At 67.4% G+C, this 16,150-nt stretch carries 13 protein-coding genes and 1 pseudogene; 6 read left to right on the plus strand and 8 right to left on the minus strand.

Translation table 11 applies throughout. From position 1 onward, the window contains the following. Nucleotides 1-100: 100 nt before the first annotated feature. On the plus strand, nucleotides 101-1,789 hold the full coding sequence (locus tag ACWELQ_RS02910) for a DUF222 domain-containing protein (protein ID WP_452395327.1): 1,689 nt from the start codon (nucleotides 101-103) through the stop codon (nucleotides 1,787-1,789). A 284-nt stretch (nucleotides 1,790-2,073) separates the two neighbouring features. Here ACWELQ_RS02910 and ACWELQ_RS02915 read toward each other — a convergent pair whose 3' ends face one another. After that, nucleotides 2,074-2,865, minus strand: a complete 792-nt coding sequence (locus ACWELQ_RS02915) for an acyl-[acyl-carrier-protein] thioesterase (protein ID WP_452395328.1) — start codon at nucleotides 2,863-2,865, stop codon at nucleotides 2,074-2,076. Nucleotides 2,866-3,051: 186 nt separating this feature from the next. On the opposite strand from ACWELQ_RS02915, the gene ACWELQ_RS02920 reads away from it, so the two are divergent. After that, nucleotides 3,052-3,984: an ADP-ribosylglycohydrolase family protein gene (locus ACWELQ_RS02920; RefSeq protein WP_452395329.1), complete on the plus strand. Its 933-nt coding sequence runs from the start codon at nucleotides 3,052-3,054 to the stop codon at nucleotides 3,982-3,984. Nucleotides 3,985-4,026: 42 nt separating this feature from the next. On the opposite strand, the gene ACWELQ_RS02925 is transcribed toward ACWELQ_RS02920, so the two are convergent. Together ACWELQ_RS02925 and ACWELQ_RS02930 are read right to left on the minus strand one after the other, a co-directional pair. After that, the gene (locus ACWELQ_RS02925) at nucleotides 4,027-4,854 is read right to left on the minus strand and encodes a PhzF family phenazine biosynthesis protein (RefSeq protein ID WP_452395330.1); all 828 of its coding nucleotides are present in this window, start codon (nucleotides 4,852-4,854) and stop codon (nucleotides 4,027-4,029) included. A gap of 145 nt (nucleotides 4,855-4,999) precedes the next feature. Then, entirely contained in the window at nucleotides 5,000-7,477 is a 2,478-nt protein-coding gene (locus ACWELQ_RS02930; protein WP_452395331.1) for an HAD-IC family P-type ATPase, read from the minus strand. 462 nt (nucleotides 7,478-7,939) lie between these two features. Between ACWELQ_RS02930 and rarD the strand changes: the two genes are divergently transcribed. After that, nucleotides 7,940-8,788 carry an EamA family transporter RarD gene (rarD, locus tag ACWELQ_RS02935; RefSeq protein WP_452395338.1) on the plus strand — a complete coding sequence of 283 codons (849 nt, stop codon included), beginning with the start codon at nucleotides 7,940-7,942 and terminating at the stop codon, nucleotides 8,786-8,788. 83 nt (nucleotides 8,789-8,871) lie between these two features. Here the strand turns inward: rarD and ACWELQ_RS02940 are convergent, their stop codons facing one another. The 3 genes from ACWELQ_RS02940 to ACWELQ_RS02950 are packed head-to-tail and all read right to left on the minus strand — an operon-like array spanning nucleotide 8,872 to nucleotide 11,664. After that, nucleotides 8,872-9,924 (minus strand): ABC transporter substrate-binding protein, encoded by a 1,053-nt coding sequence (locus ACWELQ_RS02940; protein WP_452395332.1) that lies wholly within the window; start codon nucleotides 9,922-9,924, stop codon nucleotides 8,872-8,874. 2 nt (nucleotides 9,925-9,926) lie between these two features. After that, on the minus strand, nucleotides 9,927-10,835 hold the full coding sequence (locus ACWELQ_RS02945; RefSeq protein ID WP_452395333.1) for an ABC transporter permease: 909 nt from the start codon (nucleotides 10,833-10,835) through the stop codon (nucleotides 9,927-9,929). Next, complete coding sequence (locus ACWELQ_RS02950; RefSeq protein ID WP_452395334.1) at nucleotides 10,825-11,664, minus strand: ABC transporter ATP-binding protein; 840 nt, start codon at nucleotides 11,662-11,664, stop codon at nucleotides 10,825-10,827. Before ACWELQ_RS02950 ends, ACWELQ_RS02945 begins: the two co-directional genes overlap by 11 nt. Nucleotides 11,665-11,825: 161 nt before the next feature. Between ACWELQ_RS02950 and ACWELQ_RS02955 the strand changes: the two genes are divergently transcribed. The 3 genes from ACWELQ_RS02955 to ACWELQ_RS02965 all read left to right on the plus strand — a co-directional run bounded on the left by ACWELQ_RS02955 (nucleotide 11,826) and on the right by ACWELQ_RS02965 (nucleotide 15,000). Beyond that, a complete protein-coding gene (locus tag ACWELQ_RS02955) occupies nucleotides 11,826-13,784 on the plus strand; it encodes an ATP-binding protein (protein ID WP_452395335.1) in 1,959 nt (652 codons plus the stop codon). After that, entirely contained in the window at nucleotides 13,769-14,449 is a 681-nt protein-coding gene (locus tag ACWELQ_RS02960) for a response regulator (RefSeq protein ID WP_452395336.1), read from the plus strand. Before ACWELQ_RS02955 ends, ACWELQ_RS02960 begins: the two co-directional genes overlap by 16 nt. A gap of 152 nt (nucleotides 14,450-14,601) precedes the next feature. Further along, nucleotides 14,602-15,000, plus strand: coding sequence for a VOC family protein (locus ACWELQ_RS02965; RefSeq protein ID WP_452395339.1), 399 nt, complete (start codon nucleotides 14,602-14,604; stop codon nucleotides 14,998-15,000). 3 nt (nucleotides 15,001-15,003) lie between these two features. Here the strand turns inward: ACWELQ_RS02965 and ACWELQ_RS02970 are convergent, their stop codons facing one another. Further along, on the minus strand, nucleotides 15,004-15,621 hold the full coding sequence (locus tag ACWELQ_RS02970) for a class I SAM-dependent methyltransferase (protein ID WP_452395337.1): 618 nt from the start codon (nucleotides 15,619-15,621) through the stop codon (nucleotides 15,004-15,006). 47 nt (nucleotides 15,622-15,668) lie between these two features. Further along, nucleotides 15,669-16,150, minus strand: a pseudogene (locus tag ACWELQ_RS02975) (hypothetical protein); the annotation flags it as partial.

The raw sequence follows: 16,150 nt of genomic DNA on the forward strand, positions 1-16,150 counted from the left end.
CCAACAGTAGCGGCTTCAGAAACGCGAGATATTCTGTATTCCCTTGGCATACTGGACATTTCGGGTTCCCGGTGTTCTCGCGAGGCGGTATTCTTAGCACATGCATTCGAAGGGGGAAGTATTCGAAACCAGCGGCATCACCCAACTGGTGACCGCAGTCCATTCCGTAGCGACCACAGTCCGCACCAACGGCCTCGCCATACTCACCGACGCCGAGTTCACCGCTTTCCTGCGCGACCTCGAAACCTGCAAACGCCAACTCTCCGCCCTTGATTCCCCGTTGATCATCGCGGTCGCCGAACGCGGCTTGCCACAGTCCACCGGTGCCGGTTCCCCGAAAGAGTTCCTGCGCCAAACCCTGAGCCTGTCGCGCTATGACGCGGCAGGGCGCGTGAAGATCGCCGAGGTGTGCGGCGAGTTCCTCACCGGCGACGGCAAGCCCCGCCCGATCGCGCTGTCCGCCACCGCAGAAGCGTATGAGTCCGGCCTGATTTCGCGTGATCATGTCCGCAACGTCGCGGAGGTGATGACCCATCTCCCCGATGACATCGCGCCGGAGGCGTACGCGGAGATCGAGCAGCAGCTCGTGGAACATTGCGTGACCGGCTGGCCGGACGATCTGCCCAAGATGGGCCGCGAAATCCTGGCGCGTCTGGATCCGGAAGGCACGGTGATCTCCGATGCCGACCGCCGCCGCCGTCGCGGCGTCACCCTGGGCCGTGCTGGTGTGGACGGCATGTCCAAGGTCGAGGGCTGGCTGACCCCCGAACTGCGTGCCTACTTGGATGCGTTCCTGGCCAAGTACGCCCGCCCCGGCATGTGTAACATCGAGGACCTGGAGCCACTTGCCTTGTCGGCGAAAGCCTTCGACTCGAAGGCGTTGGAGGAGGCTGCCCGCCGCGACCGTCGCGACGCTGGGCAACGCACCCACGACGCCTTGTATGCGCTGCTGCAACCCGTCGCTGCCACCGGTACGCGCACTGCATCGACCGCCAAGACCGCTGGTGTTGCTGCCGTGTCCGCCGCGCTCGCTGACTCGACGGCCGCGTACGTGGCAGCGCATGGCGCACCCGCCCCAACGACGGCCGCGTTCAGCACGTCCGCCGCTGTGGCTGCCGAGGTCGGCCGGACTGTCACTCCCAGTGCGGCTCTCGCCCCCGACGGGTCGGTTGGGTCTCCCGCCGAGTACGAAATGACGACTGCGGCATCGGGTTTCGGTTCTCACCGTGGTCTCAAGACCCAGGTCATCCTCACCATGAGCCTGGCCGATCTCGAACGCGGCGCGGGCCTGGCCTCCACCGCCACCGGCGGCCACGTCTCCATCAACGAAGCGTTGAAGATGGCGGCGGGCTCCCGCCCGGTGCTGGCTGTGCTTGACCCGCACGGCATCCCGTTGTTCCTGGGTCGCGGCAAGCGTCTCGCCAGTCCCGGTCAGCGTCTGGCGTTGATCGCGCGGGACAAGGGCTGCACGCGTCCGGGTTGTGATGCGCCCGCGAGCATGTGCGCGGTGCACCACATCACCGACTGGGTCGACGGTGGCCCGACTGATCTGGCGAATCTCGCGCTGGCGTGCGATCACTGCCACGCACTGGTCAACGACAGCGCGGACGGCTGGAAAACCGTGGTCATGGGCAAGGACTCGGCCCACCCGGGCCGCTGCGGCTGGATCGCGCCGAAGCATGTCGATCCGACCGGCACGCCACGGGTGAACGAGCGTCATCACCTGAGCACGGCGGTTGCCGCTGCGGCGGAATCCAGCTACCAGCTGTGGGGTTCACGGGTGGCCTGAACCCCGCACGGCCGATGTGCTGCCGGTCGGCTCGCGGTCGCGTAAACGCGGCTGCGCCGCCTGCCGGTCGTTGCTCCGCTGCCCGGGTTGCGTAAACGCGGCTACGCCGCCAGCCCGTGCACCCTCGGCAGCCGCTCCACGCGTTCTTGTTCTTTGACAATTCCACAGCGTCGATGAACTTCGCGATCGGTGAGGTGGCTGGGACCGCCGGTGGGCGAGCCCAACCCAGCCACCTCCCAACTCCTCCTCCAGGCGTCTTTTGTCTTTTCCGTTCTTTCGCTTTGTCACCGTGAGGCAGGGCGGAGTTGGGCTATGGCGCGGATGTCACGGTCGACGGTGAACCAGAGCGTGACAGCGCTATCGCCACGCTCGGTGTGGATATCGAGGGATTCCCCGTAGCGGATGGGCTTGTTGTATTCGAGGACGAACCGATGCGGTGCCTGGGTGAGTTCGGTTGTGTCGGCGGTGAATTCGTGGACCGCATGCCAGTACGCCGTGTTGGTGATGTGCTGGAAGTGATCGGTGTCGGTGCGGCGCAGGGGAAAACGGGTGCCGGGAACGGCGGGCAGGGGCGAGTCGAGCCATTGCCGCCAGCGGAGGCGGTGATCGTCGGTGGTGGTGCACATGAGCTCGAAGAATTCGTCGGCCACGCGAGACGGACTCATCGTGTCCTTGTTCATGTGGATCCAGAAGCCTTCGGTCTCGATCAGCCCGCCGGTGTCGGAGTCGATGCGGGCGCGCATGGTGCACCAGCGCAGGGAGATGCCCGAGCACCAGCGGCGGATGCGGAGTTGGGCGGGCCAGGTGATGGGCTGGAGGACGTCGATGACGGTGCGCCGGACGATCCAGTGCGGGTGGGATTCGAGTGCACCGGTGTGGATGAGATGGTCCACGCCCGCGTCCTGGAGGTGCCGCGCGATGCCGTCGATGCGCAGATGCTGGTTCTCGTCCATGTCGACCGTGCCGAGGCGGCGGGTGACGTCGAAGATGTGCCCGCTGTCGGGAACGGGGGCGAGTGGCTGGGAGAGCGGATGCGTTGCGGTAGGGCTGGGGCGGTCGACGAGCTGGTTCATCATCGGCAGAACCTCCGGAAATTCATCCGAGTGACGGGGAGGGTGTGCGCAGGACGATCGCGACGGGAGTGGTTCGAGCGTAGTGCAGAACCCGTAAAGACGACGGCTGGCCGAGTCGGCGTGCCCGCGGGGTGAGTAACGTCGTGGTAGATCGATGGTGACGCATCGGAGCGGAAGAGGCGAGCACAGATGGAATTGACGCCGGAGCAGGCCGATCGGGCCGCCGGGGTACTGCTGGGCACGGCGGCGGGGGACGCGCTGGGGGCGGGCTACGAGTTCACGTATCCCGATCCCGAGGTGGAAATCGGGATGAAGGGCGGCGGGGGCTTCATGTGGGCCCCGGGGGAGTGGACCGATGACACGGCCATGGCGGTCGCGGTGGCGCGGGCCGCGGCGAAGGTCGGCGATGTGTGCGGGCCGGAGGGCTTGGACGCGGTGGCCGCCGAGTTCGTGGCCTGGTGGGATTCGGGGCCGAAGGATATCGGCAATCAGACCCGGCAGGTGCTCGAGCATCGGGATGTCGGTGGGCGTGCCATGCAGATGCGGGCGCATGATCTGACCGGGTTGACGGCCGGTAATGGTTCGCTCATGCGGACCGCGCCGGTGGCTCTCGTCTACCTCGACGATCCCGAGAAGTGCGGCAAGGCAGCCAAACTCGTCAGCTCGCTGACCCACTACGACATGCAAGCCATGCAGGCGTGCAAGTTGTGGACGCTGGCCATCCGGCACGCGATCATCCACGGCACCTATGACGGTCTGCGCGAAGCGCTCTCGCAGGTCGACACCGGATTCTGGGAACCCTTGCTGGACAAGGCCGAATCCGGCACGCCCGCCGACTTCTCGAACAACGGGTGGGTCGTGCACGCCTTGCAGACCGCCTGGTGGGCCATCACGCACGCCGAAACCCTGCCCGGCGCACTGGAACTGGCCGTGCGTGCCGGTGGTGACACCGATACGACGGCCGCCATCGCGGGTGGTCTGCTCGGCGCTCGCTGGGGTGCATCGGCCATCCCGGCGGAATGGCTGGCCATCCTGCACGGCTACCCGGGCTACCGCACCGAGGATCTGATCACGCTCACCCGCCAGATCACCGATCGCCGGGTTTCCAGCATCGACAGCTGAGTTCCGGCACCGGCTCACTCCTCGGCACTACAGCTGAATCCCTCAGTCCGGCAGGCGAACTACCCCGTCCAGATACCGCCGGCAGCGGCCGGTCAGGCGGACTCGGTCGTCCGTGAGGGCGCAGCGCAGCGCCCCGCCGCGGCGGCTGAGTTGGCGGGCGGTGAGGGTGGTGCGGCCGAGTTCGCGGCTCCACAGGGGAGTGAGTTGGGCGTGGGCGGAGCCGGTGACGGGGTCTTCGGGAATGCCCTGGCCGGGGGCGAAGACCCGGGAGACGAAGTCGACCTCGTCGCCCTCGGCGGTGAGGATGGCGGCACGGCTGATGTCGGGGAACGCCGAGAAGTTCGGGCGGGAGTCGCGGACCTCGTGCTCGCCGGTGACGAACAGCACCACGTCGGTGCCTTCGAAGGCGCGCAGTGGGCGCACGCCGAGCGCTTGGGCGAGCCGGTGCGGAACCTCTTCGTGCACATCGATTTCCACCGAGGACACCGACGGCAGGTCCAGCACCAGGTCGTCGCGGTCGCGGTCGACGCGTAACCAGCCGCTGCGTGTATAGAAGTGCACGCGGTCGGCGCCGGGATGCATGTCGTCGAGGATCTGGGCGGCGGCGGCCATGGTGGCGTGGCCGCACAGGTCGACTTCGACGGTCGGAGTGAACCAGCGCAGGTGGAAGGCGGGCGAGTTGTCCGGCGGCGCACCCGCTTCCGGCGGTAGCGCGGAGGTGTAGAAGGCGGTCTCGGCGAGATTGTTCTCCTCGGCTAGCCGCTGCAACAGCTCATCGGGCAACCAGGACAGCAACGGCATGACGGCCGCGGGGTTACCGGAGAATGGGGCGTCGGCGAACGCGTCGAGCTGATGCAGCAGGACCTCCATGGCGCACAAGGTACCTGCGAATTCGGTTACTGCCCAGAAGGGCTGGCACCCCGGCGAGCCAAACCATGCGACCAGTTTGGAATCTGGGACGAACGGCAACGGCGGCACACCTCGTGGTGTACCGCCGCTCCAGAACAACTGCGAATCAGGCGTTTTCGGCCGACTCCCGCCGGGTGTGCGGCGATTCGCCGAGGAACTTGGCGCTCAGCCACCAGGCCACCTCCACGAGGACGACGCCGATCCCGCCGCAGATGATGGCGGAGGTGGTCAGGGCCACGTTGGACGGATCCAGTTTGAAGAAGTGCCGCGTGAAGGGGACCGCGAACAGGATCAGGTATCCCGCAACGGAACCCGCCACCAGCAGGATCTTCCACCAGTTCCAGGGGCGGGCGACGATGGCGAGGACCCAGACCGCGATGATCAGCAGGGTGATCAGGGCGGTGGTGCCCGCCTGCACCTTGGCGGTGTCGCCGGCGTCGGGTCCCTTGTAGGCGATCAGGTAGGAGATGAACGTCATCACGCCGATGACCGTTCCCGACGGGACCGCCAATCGCATGACACGCCCGACGAATCCGCTGCGGGCGCGCTCGTTGTTGGGCGCGAGCGAGAGGATGAACGCGGGAATGCCGATGGTGAACCAGGCCGCGATCGTCACGTGCCGGGGTAGGAACGGGTAGCCGATCGCCTTGTAGCTGAAGATCTGCGATCCGATGCCCGCGATGCCGACGAGGAACGCCAGCACCACCGAGTACACGGTCTTGGTGAGGAACAGGTTGGAGACGCGCTCGATATTGCCGATGACCCGGCGGCCCTCGGCGACCACGTAGGGCAGCGTGGCGAACCTGTTGTCCAGCAGCACGATCTGCGCCACCGAGCGGGTGGCGGGGCTGCCCGAACCCATGGCGACGCCGATGTCGGCGTCCTTGAGGGCGAGTACGTCGTTGACGCCGTCACCGGTCATGGCGACGGTGTGCCCTCGCGATTGGAGTGCCGCGACCATGGCGCGCTTCTGATCCGGTCGGACCCGCCCGAACACGGTCTTGTGGTCGAGGACGTCCGCCAGTTCGTTCTGGTCGGTCGGCAGTGTGCGGGCGTCGACCGCGTCGTGCCCGCCGGGCAACCCCAGCGAGGACGCCACCGCGCCGACCGACACCGCGTTGTCGCCCGAGATGACCTTGGTCGAAACATGTTGCGAGGCGAAGTATTCGAGCGTCCCCTTGGCATCGGGACGCACCCGCTGCTCGAGCACGACCAGCGCCGCCGGAGTCACCGTGCCGGGCGCGTCCGGGGCGTCGACGGAGCGGTCGCTGCGGGCCAGGAGCAGCACCCGCAGCCCCTTCGCGCCGATTTCCTGTGCGGTGTTGGCGATTTCGGATTTCGGGTCGAGCAGCACGTCGGGCGCGCCGATGAGCCAGTTGCCGTGCTCGCCGTAGGACATGCCCGACCACTTCTTGGCCGAGGAGAACGGCGCGACACCGGTGGACTGCCAGCCGGGGGCCTCGGGCAGGGCTTCCTTGATGGCCAGCATGCTGGCGTTGGGCCGTGGATCGTCACCGGCCAGCGCGGCGAGGACCTGGCGCAGCTCCTGGATGTCGTCGGGAGCTGCCCCGTTCCCGGCCGCGTGCTCCGTCCGGCCGATTTCTCCTGCGGGCCGAATCTCGGCCAGCCGCATGCCGTTCTCGGTGAGCGTGCCGGTCTTGTCGGCGCACACCACGTCCACCCGGGCCAGTCCTTCGATGGCGGGCAGCTCCTGCACCAGGCACTTGCGCGCGCCGAGCCGGACCACGCCGACGGCGAAGGCGATGGAGGTCATCAGCACCAGGCCCTCGGGCACCATCGGGACCAGGGCCGCGACCATGCCGTTGACCGCGGGCCGCCAGGATTCCTTGGAGGACACCAACTGGTTGTAGATCGACAGCAGTCCCGCCGGAATCAGCAGGTAGGTAATGACTTTCAGGATGGTGTCGATACCGCTGCGCAGTTCCGACTTCACCAGCGTGAACTTGCTGGCCTCGTCGGCGAGCTTGGCGGCGTAGGCGTCCTTGCCGACCTTGGTGGCCCGGTACGCGCCGCTGCCGGACACCACGAAGCTGCCCGACATGATCGGCCCGCCAACGGTTTTGTCGATGGGGTCGGCCTCGCCGGTGAGCAGGGACTCGTCGACTTCCAGGAGTTCGGATTCGACGACCTCGCCGTCGACCACGATCTGATCGCCGGGCCCGAGTTCGATGATGTCGTCGAGCACGATCTCCTGCGGGGTGATCGCCACCGCGGTGCCTTCGCGCCGCACCACGGGTTTGGCCTGCCCGACGATGGCCAGCTTGTCGAGGGTCTGCTTGGCGCGGACCTCCTGGATGATGCCGACCGCGCTGTTGGCGATGATCAGCAGCCCGAACATCCCGTCGATGATCGACCCGGTGGCCAGCACCAGAATGAACAGCACACCCAGGATCGCGTTGATCCGGGTGAAGACGTTCGCCTTGACGATGTCGCGGACCGACCGGCTGGCACGCTCGGGCACGTCATTGGTGAGCCCGTCCCGCCGCCGCTGCTCCACCTCGGTGGAGGTGAGTCCCAGCGCGGGTGGGCTGGGTGGACTAGCTGCCTGCGCAGTAATCGACATGCCCTCCACAGTAAAGGGCGATCAAAGAAACTGGCCCGTAGCTGTACCTCACGCGCCGGACCGGGTGTGCGGATGATCCGATGTATTGACTGTCGTGACGTTTGTTGCGCGGGCTAACGTAATCGGGTGGCTGAAGCACCCGGAAGCGCCGAAACACCCGGAAACGCTCCAACACCCGGAAGCGCCCCGGCACGTGGAAGCGCCCGAGCAGCCGGGAGCGCCGAAGCACCCGGAAACACAGACGCGGGGGCTGGCTCGAACGCAGGGGTTGGCTCCCATGCAGCTGTCGGCTCAGGCAGGGCGGTCGGCTTAGACAAGGCGGTCAGTTCAGGCAGGGCAGTCAGTTCAGGCAAGGCAGTCGGGTCGGGCGCGGCGGTCGGCTCGGCAGCGGCGGTTGCCTCGACGGCGGTCGATACGGCTCGGCGCGGGCATCCGGGGCGCGCGAGCACCCGCGACACCGGCATCGCCTTCGGCATCGGGGCCTATTTCATCTGGGGTCTCTTCCCGGCCTTCTTCGGGCTGCTGTCCTTCGCGGGCGCGGGAGAGGTGCTGGCCGAGCGGATCCTGTGGACGCTGGTCGTCTCGATGCTGGCGCTGCTGATCACCGGGCGGATCGGGGAGCTGCGGCGCATCGACGCTCGGACCTGGCGGCTCGCCGCGGTGGCGTCGGCGGCGATCTCGATGAACTGGGGCGCGTACGTGTACGGGGTCATCTCGCATCACGTGGTCGAGTGCGCGCTCGGGTATTTCATCAACCCGCTGGTGACGGTGGCGTTCGGTGTCCTGATCTTCCGTGAGAAGCTGCGCGCCCCGCAGTGGGTGGCGCTCGCGCTCGGTGCGGCGGCGGTCATCGTGATCACCGTCGATTACGGGCGGCCGCCGTGGATCGCGTTGATCCTGGCCTGCTCGTTCGCCACTTACGGGCTGGTCAAGAAGGTGATCCGGCTCGATGCCCTGCCGGGTCTGGCCGCCGAGGGCTTGGCGGCCGCGCCCTTCGCGTTGATCGCGGTCATCGCCATCGCGGTCACCGGCAACGCGACCTTCGGATCCAGTGGCGCGCACACGGCCCTGCTCATGTCGACCGGCCCGGTCACGCTGGTCCCGCTGGTGCTGTTCGCGCTGGCCGCACCGCGAGTCCCCTTGTCCACCATGGGAATTCTGCAATATCTGACGCCGGGATTGCAGCTGGCCTGGGGTGTCGCCGTCGGCCATGAACCCATGCCCGCCTCCCGCTGGGCGGGGTTCGCGCTGATCTGGCTGGCCTTGGCCATCTTCACCGGTGACGCGCTGCGCCGCTCCCGTCGCAAGTAGACGAACACAGCGAACACCGCGAGCACACCGAACGCCGCGAAACCGCACACCCCTCATGCGATGTGCGGTTCCACCGGGGCCGGTCAGGGTTTGCGTGCGCCCTGGGCCTTCTCCACGAATTCGTTGGTGTAGGTCGCGTTCAGATCGATGCGGTCTTTCACCGGCGACACATTGCGCGAGTACTGCCCGAGAATGCGCAGGACGTTCTCCGGGCCTTCGCGTTTCATCAGACCGTCACCGTTGAACATGCTGATCGAGTCGGTGATGGACTTGACGTAGAGCTTCGGGTCGCCGCCCGCGTACTGCGACGGCATCTTGGCCGCGATCTCCTCCGGCGTGTGGGTCTTGATCCACTGCAGGGTCTGCACGAACGAGTCCGCCAGTTTCTGCACGATGTCCGGATGGCTGGCGACGGTCTCGCAGCGCATGTAGAGCGAGGCGGCGGGGTAGAGGCCGCCGAGCGCCGCGCGGGTGCCCTGCTCATTGCGCATGTCCAGCAGGATCTTCGCGTCACCGGAGGAGACCATCTTGGCGACGGTCGGATCGGTGGTCATGCCCGCGTCGATGCCGTTGTGGTTCATGCCCGCGATGAAGGTCTGTCCGGCACCGACTTTCACCCGTGTGTAGTCGGAGGTCTTCAGCCCGGCCTGCCCGGCGAGGGCCTGGGTGAGGAAGTCGGTGGAGGAGCCCAGCGACGTGACGCCCAGATTGCGGCCCTTGAAGTCCGCGGGGGACTTGATCGTGTCGGCGTCGTGCTTGGAGACCAGCTCCACTTCGCCTGGGACATCGGCGAATTGGACCACGGTCTTCAGGCACTGATCCTTGGCTTGCAGGTCGATGGTGTGGTCGTAGAACCCGACCACGGCCTGCACGTCGCCGGTGAGCAGCGCGGTCTCGGCGGTCGCGCCGGACTGCTCGCCCAGCAGCTGGACGTCGATATCGTTGGCCTTGAAGAAGCCCAGCTTCTCGGTCAGCATGGCGGGCAGGTAGATGACCTTCTCCAGACCGCCGACCATGATGGTGATCTGCGGCCGCCCGTTCTTGGCGGGAATGGTGCGCGAGTCGCGGCAGCCGGTCACCAGCAGCAGCGAGCTGATCGCCAGCAGGACGACGGCAATATGCTTGCGGTACCTCATGCTCAGATCCCGCCGTGGCCCGCGGACGCCTGCGACGGACGCCATTTCAGCAGCCGGTTCTCCGCGAGGCCGATCAGCCATTCCGCCACCAGCGCCACCACGGTGATGATGATCATGCCCGCGTAGATGCCGGCCGCGTCGAAGGTGCCCTGCGCATTGCTGATCAGCAGGCCCAAACCCTTGCTGGCCCCGGCGTATTCGCCGACCACCGCGCCGATGAGCGCGAAACCGAAGGCGGTGTGCAGCGAGGACAGGATCCAGGTGGTGGCACTGGGCAGCACGATCGAGCCGAGCACCTGGCGGCGGCTGGCGCCCAGGATGCGGGCATTGTTGATGACATTGCCGTCGACCTCGCGAGCGCCGGTGAAGGCGTTGAAGAACACCGCGAAGAACACCAGCACCACGACCGTCGCGACCTTGGACTGCAATCCGAGGCCGAACCAGATGATGAACAGCGAGGCCAGCACGATGCGGGGAACCGCGTTGAGCGCCTTGATGAACGGGGCCAGCACATCCGCCCAGTAGCGCGAGCGGCCCAGCAACACGCCCAGCACGACACCGGCGACGGTGCCGATGACGAAGCCGAGCACGGCCTCCTGCACGGTGGTGTACAGCTGTAGCCAGATGGAGCCGAATTGGGTGCCCTGGCTGAACCATTCGACCAGGCGGTCCCAGATGAGCGACGGCTTGGAGTAGAAGAACGGGTCGATCCAGTAGGTGGCGGTGAGTTGCCAGGCGCCCAGCCAGACGACCACGATCAGGGCGCGCAGACCCCAGGTGCGGATCTGGTGTTTGCGGGCGTTGGCGCGGACCCGGGCCAGGATCTGCTCCTCGGTCTCCACCTCGAATTCCGGTGAAGTAGCGGCTGTTTCGCGCATGGCGTCAGGCGGTGTGGTGATCTCAAGCGACACGGGTCGCTCCCTTCGTGCGAGCCGCCTCGACCTGATCGCGCAGCGTTTCCCAGATTTCCTTGTAGAGGTCGCGGAACTCCTCGGTGAGCCGGACCTCCTCGACATTGCGCGGCCGATCCAGCGTGACCTTGAAGTCGCCGCAGACGGTGGCGGGGGAGGCGGTCATGACGACGACCCGGTCGGCGAGCGCGATGGCTTCCTCCAGATCGTGGGTCACGAAGATGACCGCCGCGTTCGTGCCCGACCACACCCGCAGCAGCTCGTCCTGCATGAGCTGGCGGGTCTGCACGTCGAGCGCGCTGAACGGCTCGTCCATGAGGATGATCTCGGGATCGTTGACCAGGGTCTGCGCCAGCGCCACCCGCTTGCGCATGCCGCCCGAGAGCTGATGCGGGTAGTAGTTCTCGAACCCGGCCAGCCCGACCGTGCGCACCCAGCGGGCCGCCTGCTCACGGGCCGCGCCCTTGGGCACGCCCCGGAACTTCGGGCCCAGCGCCACATTCTCGAGGACCGACTTCCACGGCAGCACCGCGTCCTGCTGGAACATGTAGCCGACGCCGTCGGGGATGCCGCGAACATCGGTGCCGCGCACCAGGGTTCGACCGGCCGAGGCGGGCTCCAGGCCGGAGACCAGCGAGAGCGTGGTGGACTTGCCGCACCCGGTGGGGCCGACGACGGCGACGAATTCGCCTGCCGCGACCGTGAAATTGAGGTCACGCACCGCGGTGTGGATGCCACCGTTGTTGCCCGGGAACCGCTTGGTCGCACCACGCAGTTCGATCAAAGGCGCGTCGCTCGTTCCGCCGCGCGCAGTGGTCGTTGTGCTCATTACCGCTCCTGTTTCCAGTGCCGCTGCTGCGGCGTTGGACAGAAGTTACGTGTGCCGGGTCACACTCGGCCCAGTTGTGCGCGCAAGTCACACAACTGACGATTCGCCTGTTTTGCGCATTCTGCTCATGGGTTTGCGGAGGGTTGTCTACACTGTCGCCCGTGCTTTCGCTCGGCCCCCGCTCCGTCCGGCTCCGGACCCAGATCCTGCTTCTGCAGATCGCCGTGGTGGGCTTGGCGCTCGGATTGGCCTTCGGCGTCTTCGCCTATGTCAGCGGGCAGCGGCTCTCCGGCGAGTACGGGCAGCGGGCGCTGGCCATCGCCCGCACCGTCGCCTCCGACCCGGATGTCCGCGCGGAGGTCGCGCGCTACGCCGGGACCCCGCTGAAACCGGGACCGCAGCTGAGGGACGAACTCGCGCGCGGCGACCTCGAGCATCTCGCCGACGACGCCCGCCTGCGCACCGACGCTCTTTTCGTGGTGATCACCGACGATGCCGGGCTGCGTCTCGCGCATCCCGACCGCGACCGGCTCGGGGAAATGGTGAGCACCGACCCGTCGAAGGCGCTGGGCGGCACCGAGTACGTGATCCAGGAGCACGGCACCCTCGGGGAGTCGGTGCGCGCCAAGGTGCCGGTCTTCGCGCCCAATGGCGAATCGGTGGTCGGCGAAGTGTCCGTGGGCATTTCGACCGCCGCGGTGCGCGCTCAACTGCTCGGCGATCTGCGCCGCGCGGGCCTGCTGATCGGCGGGGCGCTGCTGGCGGGCATTGCCGGATCGGTTTTGCTGGCTCGTCGCTGGCACGGTCTGACTCTGGGTCTGGAGCCCTCGGATCTGGCCGACCTGGTCCGCGAACAGGACGCCGTCCTGCACGGCATCGGCGAGGGTGTGGTCGCCGTCGACGCGAAGTGGCGGATCACCGTCGTCAACGACGAGGCCCGCCGCTTGCTCGCCATCGATCCGGCTCCCGGCAGCGAACTCGACGCCAGCGGCCTGACTCCCCGTGTCCTGCAAGCCTTCCGGGCCGCCGACGGACACCCGGTGCAGGCCGCGGTCGGCGACCGCATCGTGGTGGTGACCGCCCGCGCCGTCACCCGCGACCACCGCCCGCTCGGCGCGGTCCTGTCGGTCCGCGACCGCACCGACGTGGAATCCCTGACCCGCCAACTGGACGCCGTCTCCACCATGAGCACCGTCCTGCGCGCCCAGCGCCACGAATTCGCCAACCGTCTCCACCTGCTCTCCGGCCTCCTCCATACCGGCCGCCCCGACGAGGCCACTCGCTACCTCGAAGACCTCCTCGGCTCGGGCCCGCTCGGCGCGGTCCTCCCCGGCGTCGACACCATCCGAGACCCCTACCTGCAAGCCTTCCTCTCCGCCAAGGCCGCGCACGCCCGCGAACAGGGCGTCCACCTCCGCCTCGGCCCCAACACCTGGGTCGACGCCAACCTCGCCGCCCCCGTGGACGTCACCACCGTCCTCGGCAACCTCATCGACAACGCCATCGACGCGGCAGCGATGACCCCGACGGCAACGACGGATAATGCCCCGCACTCCGCGCCCACGGCCGGAATCTCCCCCGGTCATTCCGGCGCGGCTTCGGCCGAAATCCACCCGGCGAGTGTGGATCCCGGCCAAGAGCACGCTGGGGCGACGAACGAGCCCGCCCGGGTGACGAGAGGGTCTGCCGGGGTGGTGGACGAGGCGGCGGGGGTGGTTCGTGGTGGGGCGGCGTTCGAAGGACCGGTGGTCGAGGTGGAGTTGGTGCAGGAGGGGGGCACGCTGCATATCGCGGTCGTCGACAGCGGGGCGGGTATCGCGCCCGATTTGGTGGATTCGGTATTTGCGGAAGGGGTTTCCACCAAGGCGGGTGGCGGTCCGGGTGGGCGAGGATTGGGGCTGGCGCTGTCGCGGCAGGTTGCGCGCGCCCGCGGCGGTGAGGTGCGGCTCGCGGATCCGGGTGCGGGTGGTGTCGCCGGTCCACGCACGGACGGTGCCGCCAACCCGGGCGGGACGTCGGGTTCGGTGGTGGGGGCCGAGAATCGTTTGGGGGGAGCGGAATTCATTGCCCGGATGCCGGGTGTGCTGACCGAGGAGGAGCCCGCGTGGGCGGAGAGTTGAGCGTGTTGGTCGTCGATGACGACTTTCGCGTGGCGAATATGCATGCTGGAATCGTGTCGGCCTTGCCGGGATTCGTGGTGGGTGCGACGGTGAACAGTGTGGCGGCCGCGCGGGCCGCGATCGGTGAGCACGCCTTCGACTTGGCGCTGGTGGATGTCTATCTGCCGGACGGGTCCGGCGTGGAGTTGGTGCGGGAGATCCGCTTCGACGCCATGATGCTCACCGCCGCAACAGAATCGGAGACCGTACGGGCCGCACTGGCGGCCGGGGCGCTGGGGTATCTGGTGAAGCCGTTCGACCACGCCGCGCTGGCGGCGCGGCTAGCCGGTTACGCCCGGTACCGGCGACTGCTCGCGACCCCGGAGGTAGCGGCGAGTGATGTCGATGCGGCGCTGGCGGCCCTCCGTCCGGGGACGGCCGCGCCGGGTGCGGCGTCGGCGACCGCGTCGGCCGTCGCCTCGCCCACCAAAGATCTTGTCCTACAAGCAGTTCGCGCGTCCGACGCGCCGATGTCGGCCGCCCAGATCTCGGCGGCCATCGGCATCTCCCGCGCCACCGCCCAGCGCTACCTGGCGAGCCTGGTCGGCATGGGCGATCTGCGAATGCAACTGCGCTACGGCAGCACCGGCCGCCCGGAACAGGAGTACTCCGCGCCTCGCCGTTGACGCGCTACCGGTTTCGAGCGGCTGTGACGGTTCGCACAGGGCGCTTGGCGATTTCGCGGGCGATTGGTTAACGTCGGTGGCGTGGCGATGCTCCTGTCGGCCGACTTGTACCGGTCCAGGGTCGGGATCGTCACGACTACAGGAGAATTCCTATCACTATCCAGTTCAACCACACCATTGTCGCGTGCACGGACAATCGAGTCTCCGCCGAATTCTGGGCGGACATTCTGGGGTTGGAGGTGGGCAAGCCGTACGGACCGTTTATTCCGGTTACCGTCGGCAATGGTGTCACCTTCGACTTCGCCGGGATACCACCGGGTTTCGAGGGTGATCCGCAACCCCAGCACTACGCATTCCTGGTGTCCGAGGAAGAATTCGACGCCGCCTACGCCAAGATCAAGCGGTATGGGCTGACCTATTGGGCCGATCCGCGTCAGCAGGGCGTCAACGAGATCAATCACAATGACGGGGGCCGGGGGATCTATTTCCTCGATCCCGTCGGCCATTACATGGAGCTGATCACCGTCCCGTACGGTGGCTGGCCCCAATAGATCTCACGCGGCCACCGCGACACCGAGATTGAGCGCGCCCCACGGTTTGGGGCCGTCCTGCTGGTAGTAGCGGTCGATTTCGCGGATCTCGAAACCCGCGGATTCGATCAGGCCGGGAATATCGCGGTTGAGGTGGCAGCCTCCGGCCAGCGCCTTCTGAATCGGGTTCAGCCGGTTCTGCCACTTCACCACACCGGGATCCGGTGCGAGACCGTGCTCGACGAAATGAAAAGTGCCGCCGGGCACCAGGACCCGGCGCACCTCGGCGAGCGCGGTCTCGACATCGGGAATGGTGCACAGCGTCCAGGTCGACAGCGCCGCTTCGAAACTGTCGTCCTCGAACGGCAGGTGCTGCCCATCCAGGCCGGACCGCTCCACCGGAACCGGCGACGCGGCCACCCGCTCGGCGGCCATCCGCCAGCCGAGATCGGCCGGTTCCACCGCGCTCACCGATTTCACCGTGTCGGGATAGAACGGCACATTGCGCCCCGACCCGAATCCGATCTCCACGACCCGCCCGTGCAGACCCGCGCAGACCCGCTGCCGCTCGGGATTCATCATCCTGGCGCCGCAACACTTGTCGACCAGTCGGGGCAGCACCCGATCTTCGTAAATTCCCACGCCATCCACTCTCGCAACCGAAACGCCCGCGCGCCACGTGCGACCGGTCAGTGTGTCGGCGGGAAACGCTGGGTCAGCCAGGCGGTGACGAAGGTCAGCACCTGCGGGTCGATGGTGGTCTCGATCTTGGCGTATTCGTCGGGGGAACCCTTGTCGGCGGGCTGCATGAGGTGGTTGAGGCCGTCGAAGACGTGCACGGTGGCGTCCGGGTCGGCGGCGAGCAGAGCGCGGGCGGGGCCCTCGTTCTGGGCGGCGGGCACCTGGAGGTCCTTGCTGCCGTAGAAGGCGAGCACCGGCACCCGCAGCGCGGACAGCGCCGGGGCGGGATCGTAGCTGACGAGGGCTGCCATATAGGGCGTGACCAGCTGGTCGATGGCGGCGTCGGTGAGTTTGCGCTCGGCGGGGAGGCTGTCGTTGTGCTGGTGCGCGAACTGCTGCTTGTAGTCGACGGCCAGCTTGGCCACCCACACACAGGCTTCCGGGTCGTCGCCGTTCACGTGGAAGATCGGCGCGCCGATGAACTTCGCGA

Source organism: Nocardia sp. NPDC004722, from assembly GCF_053601505.1.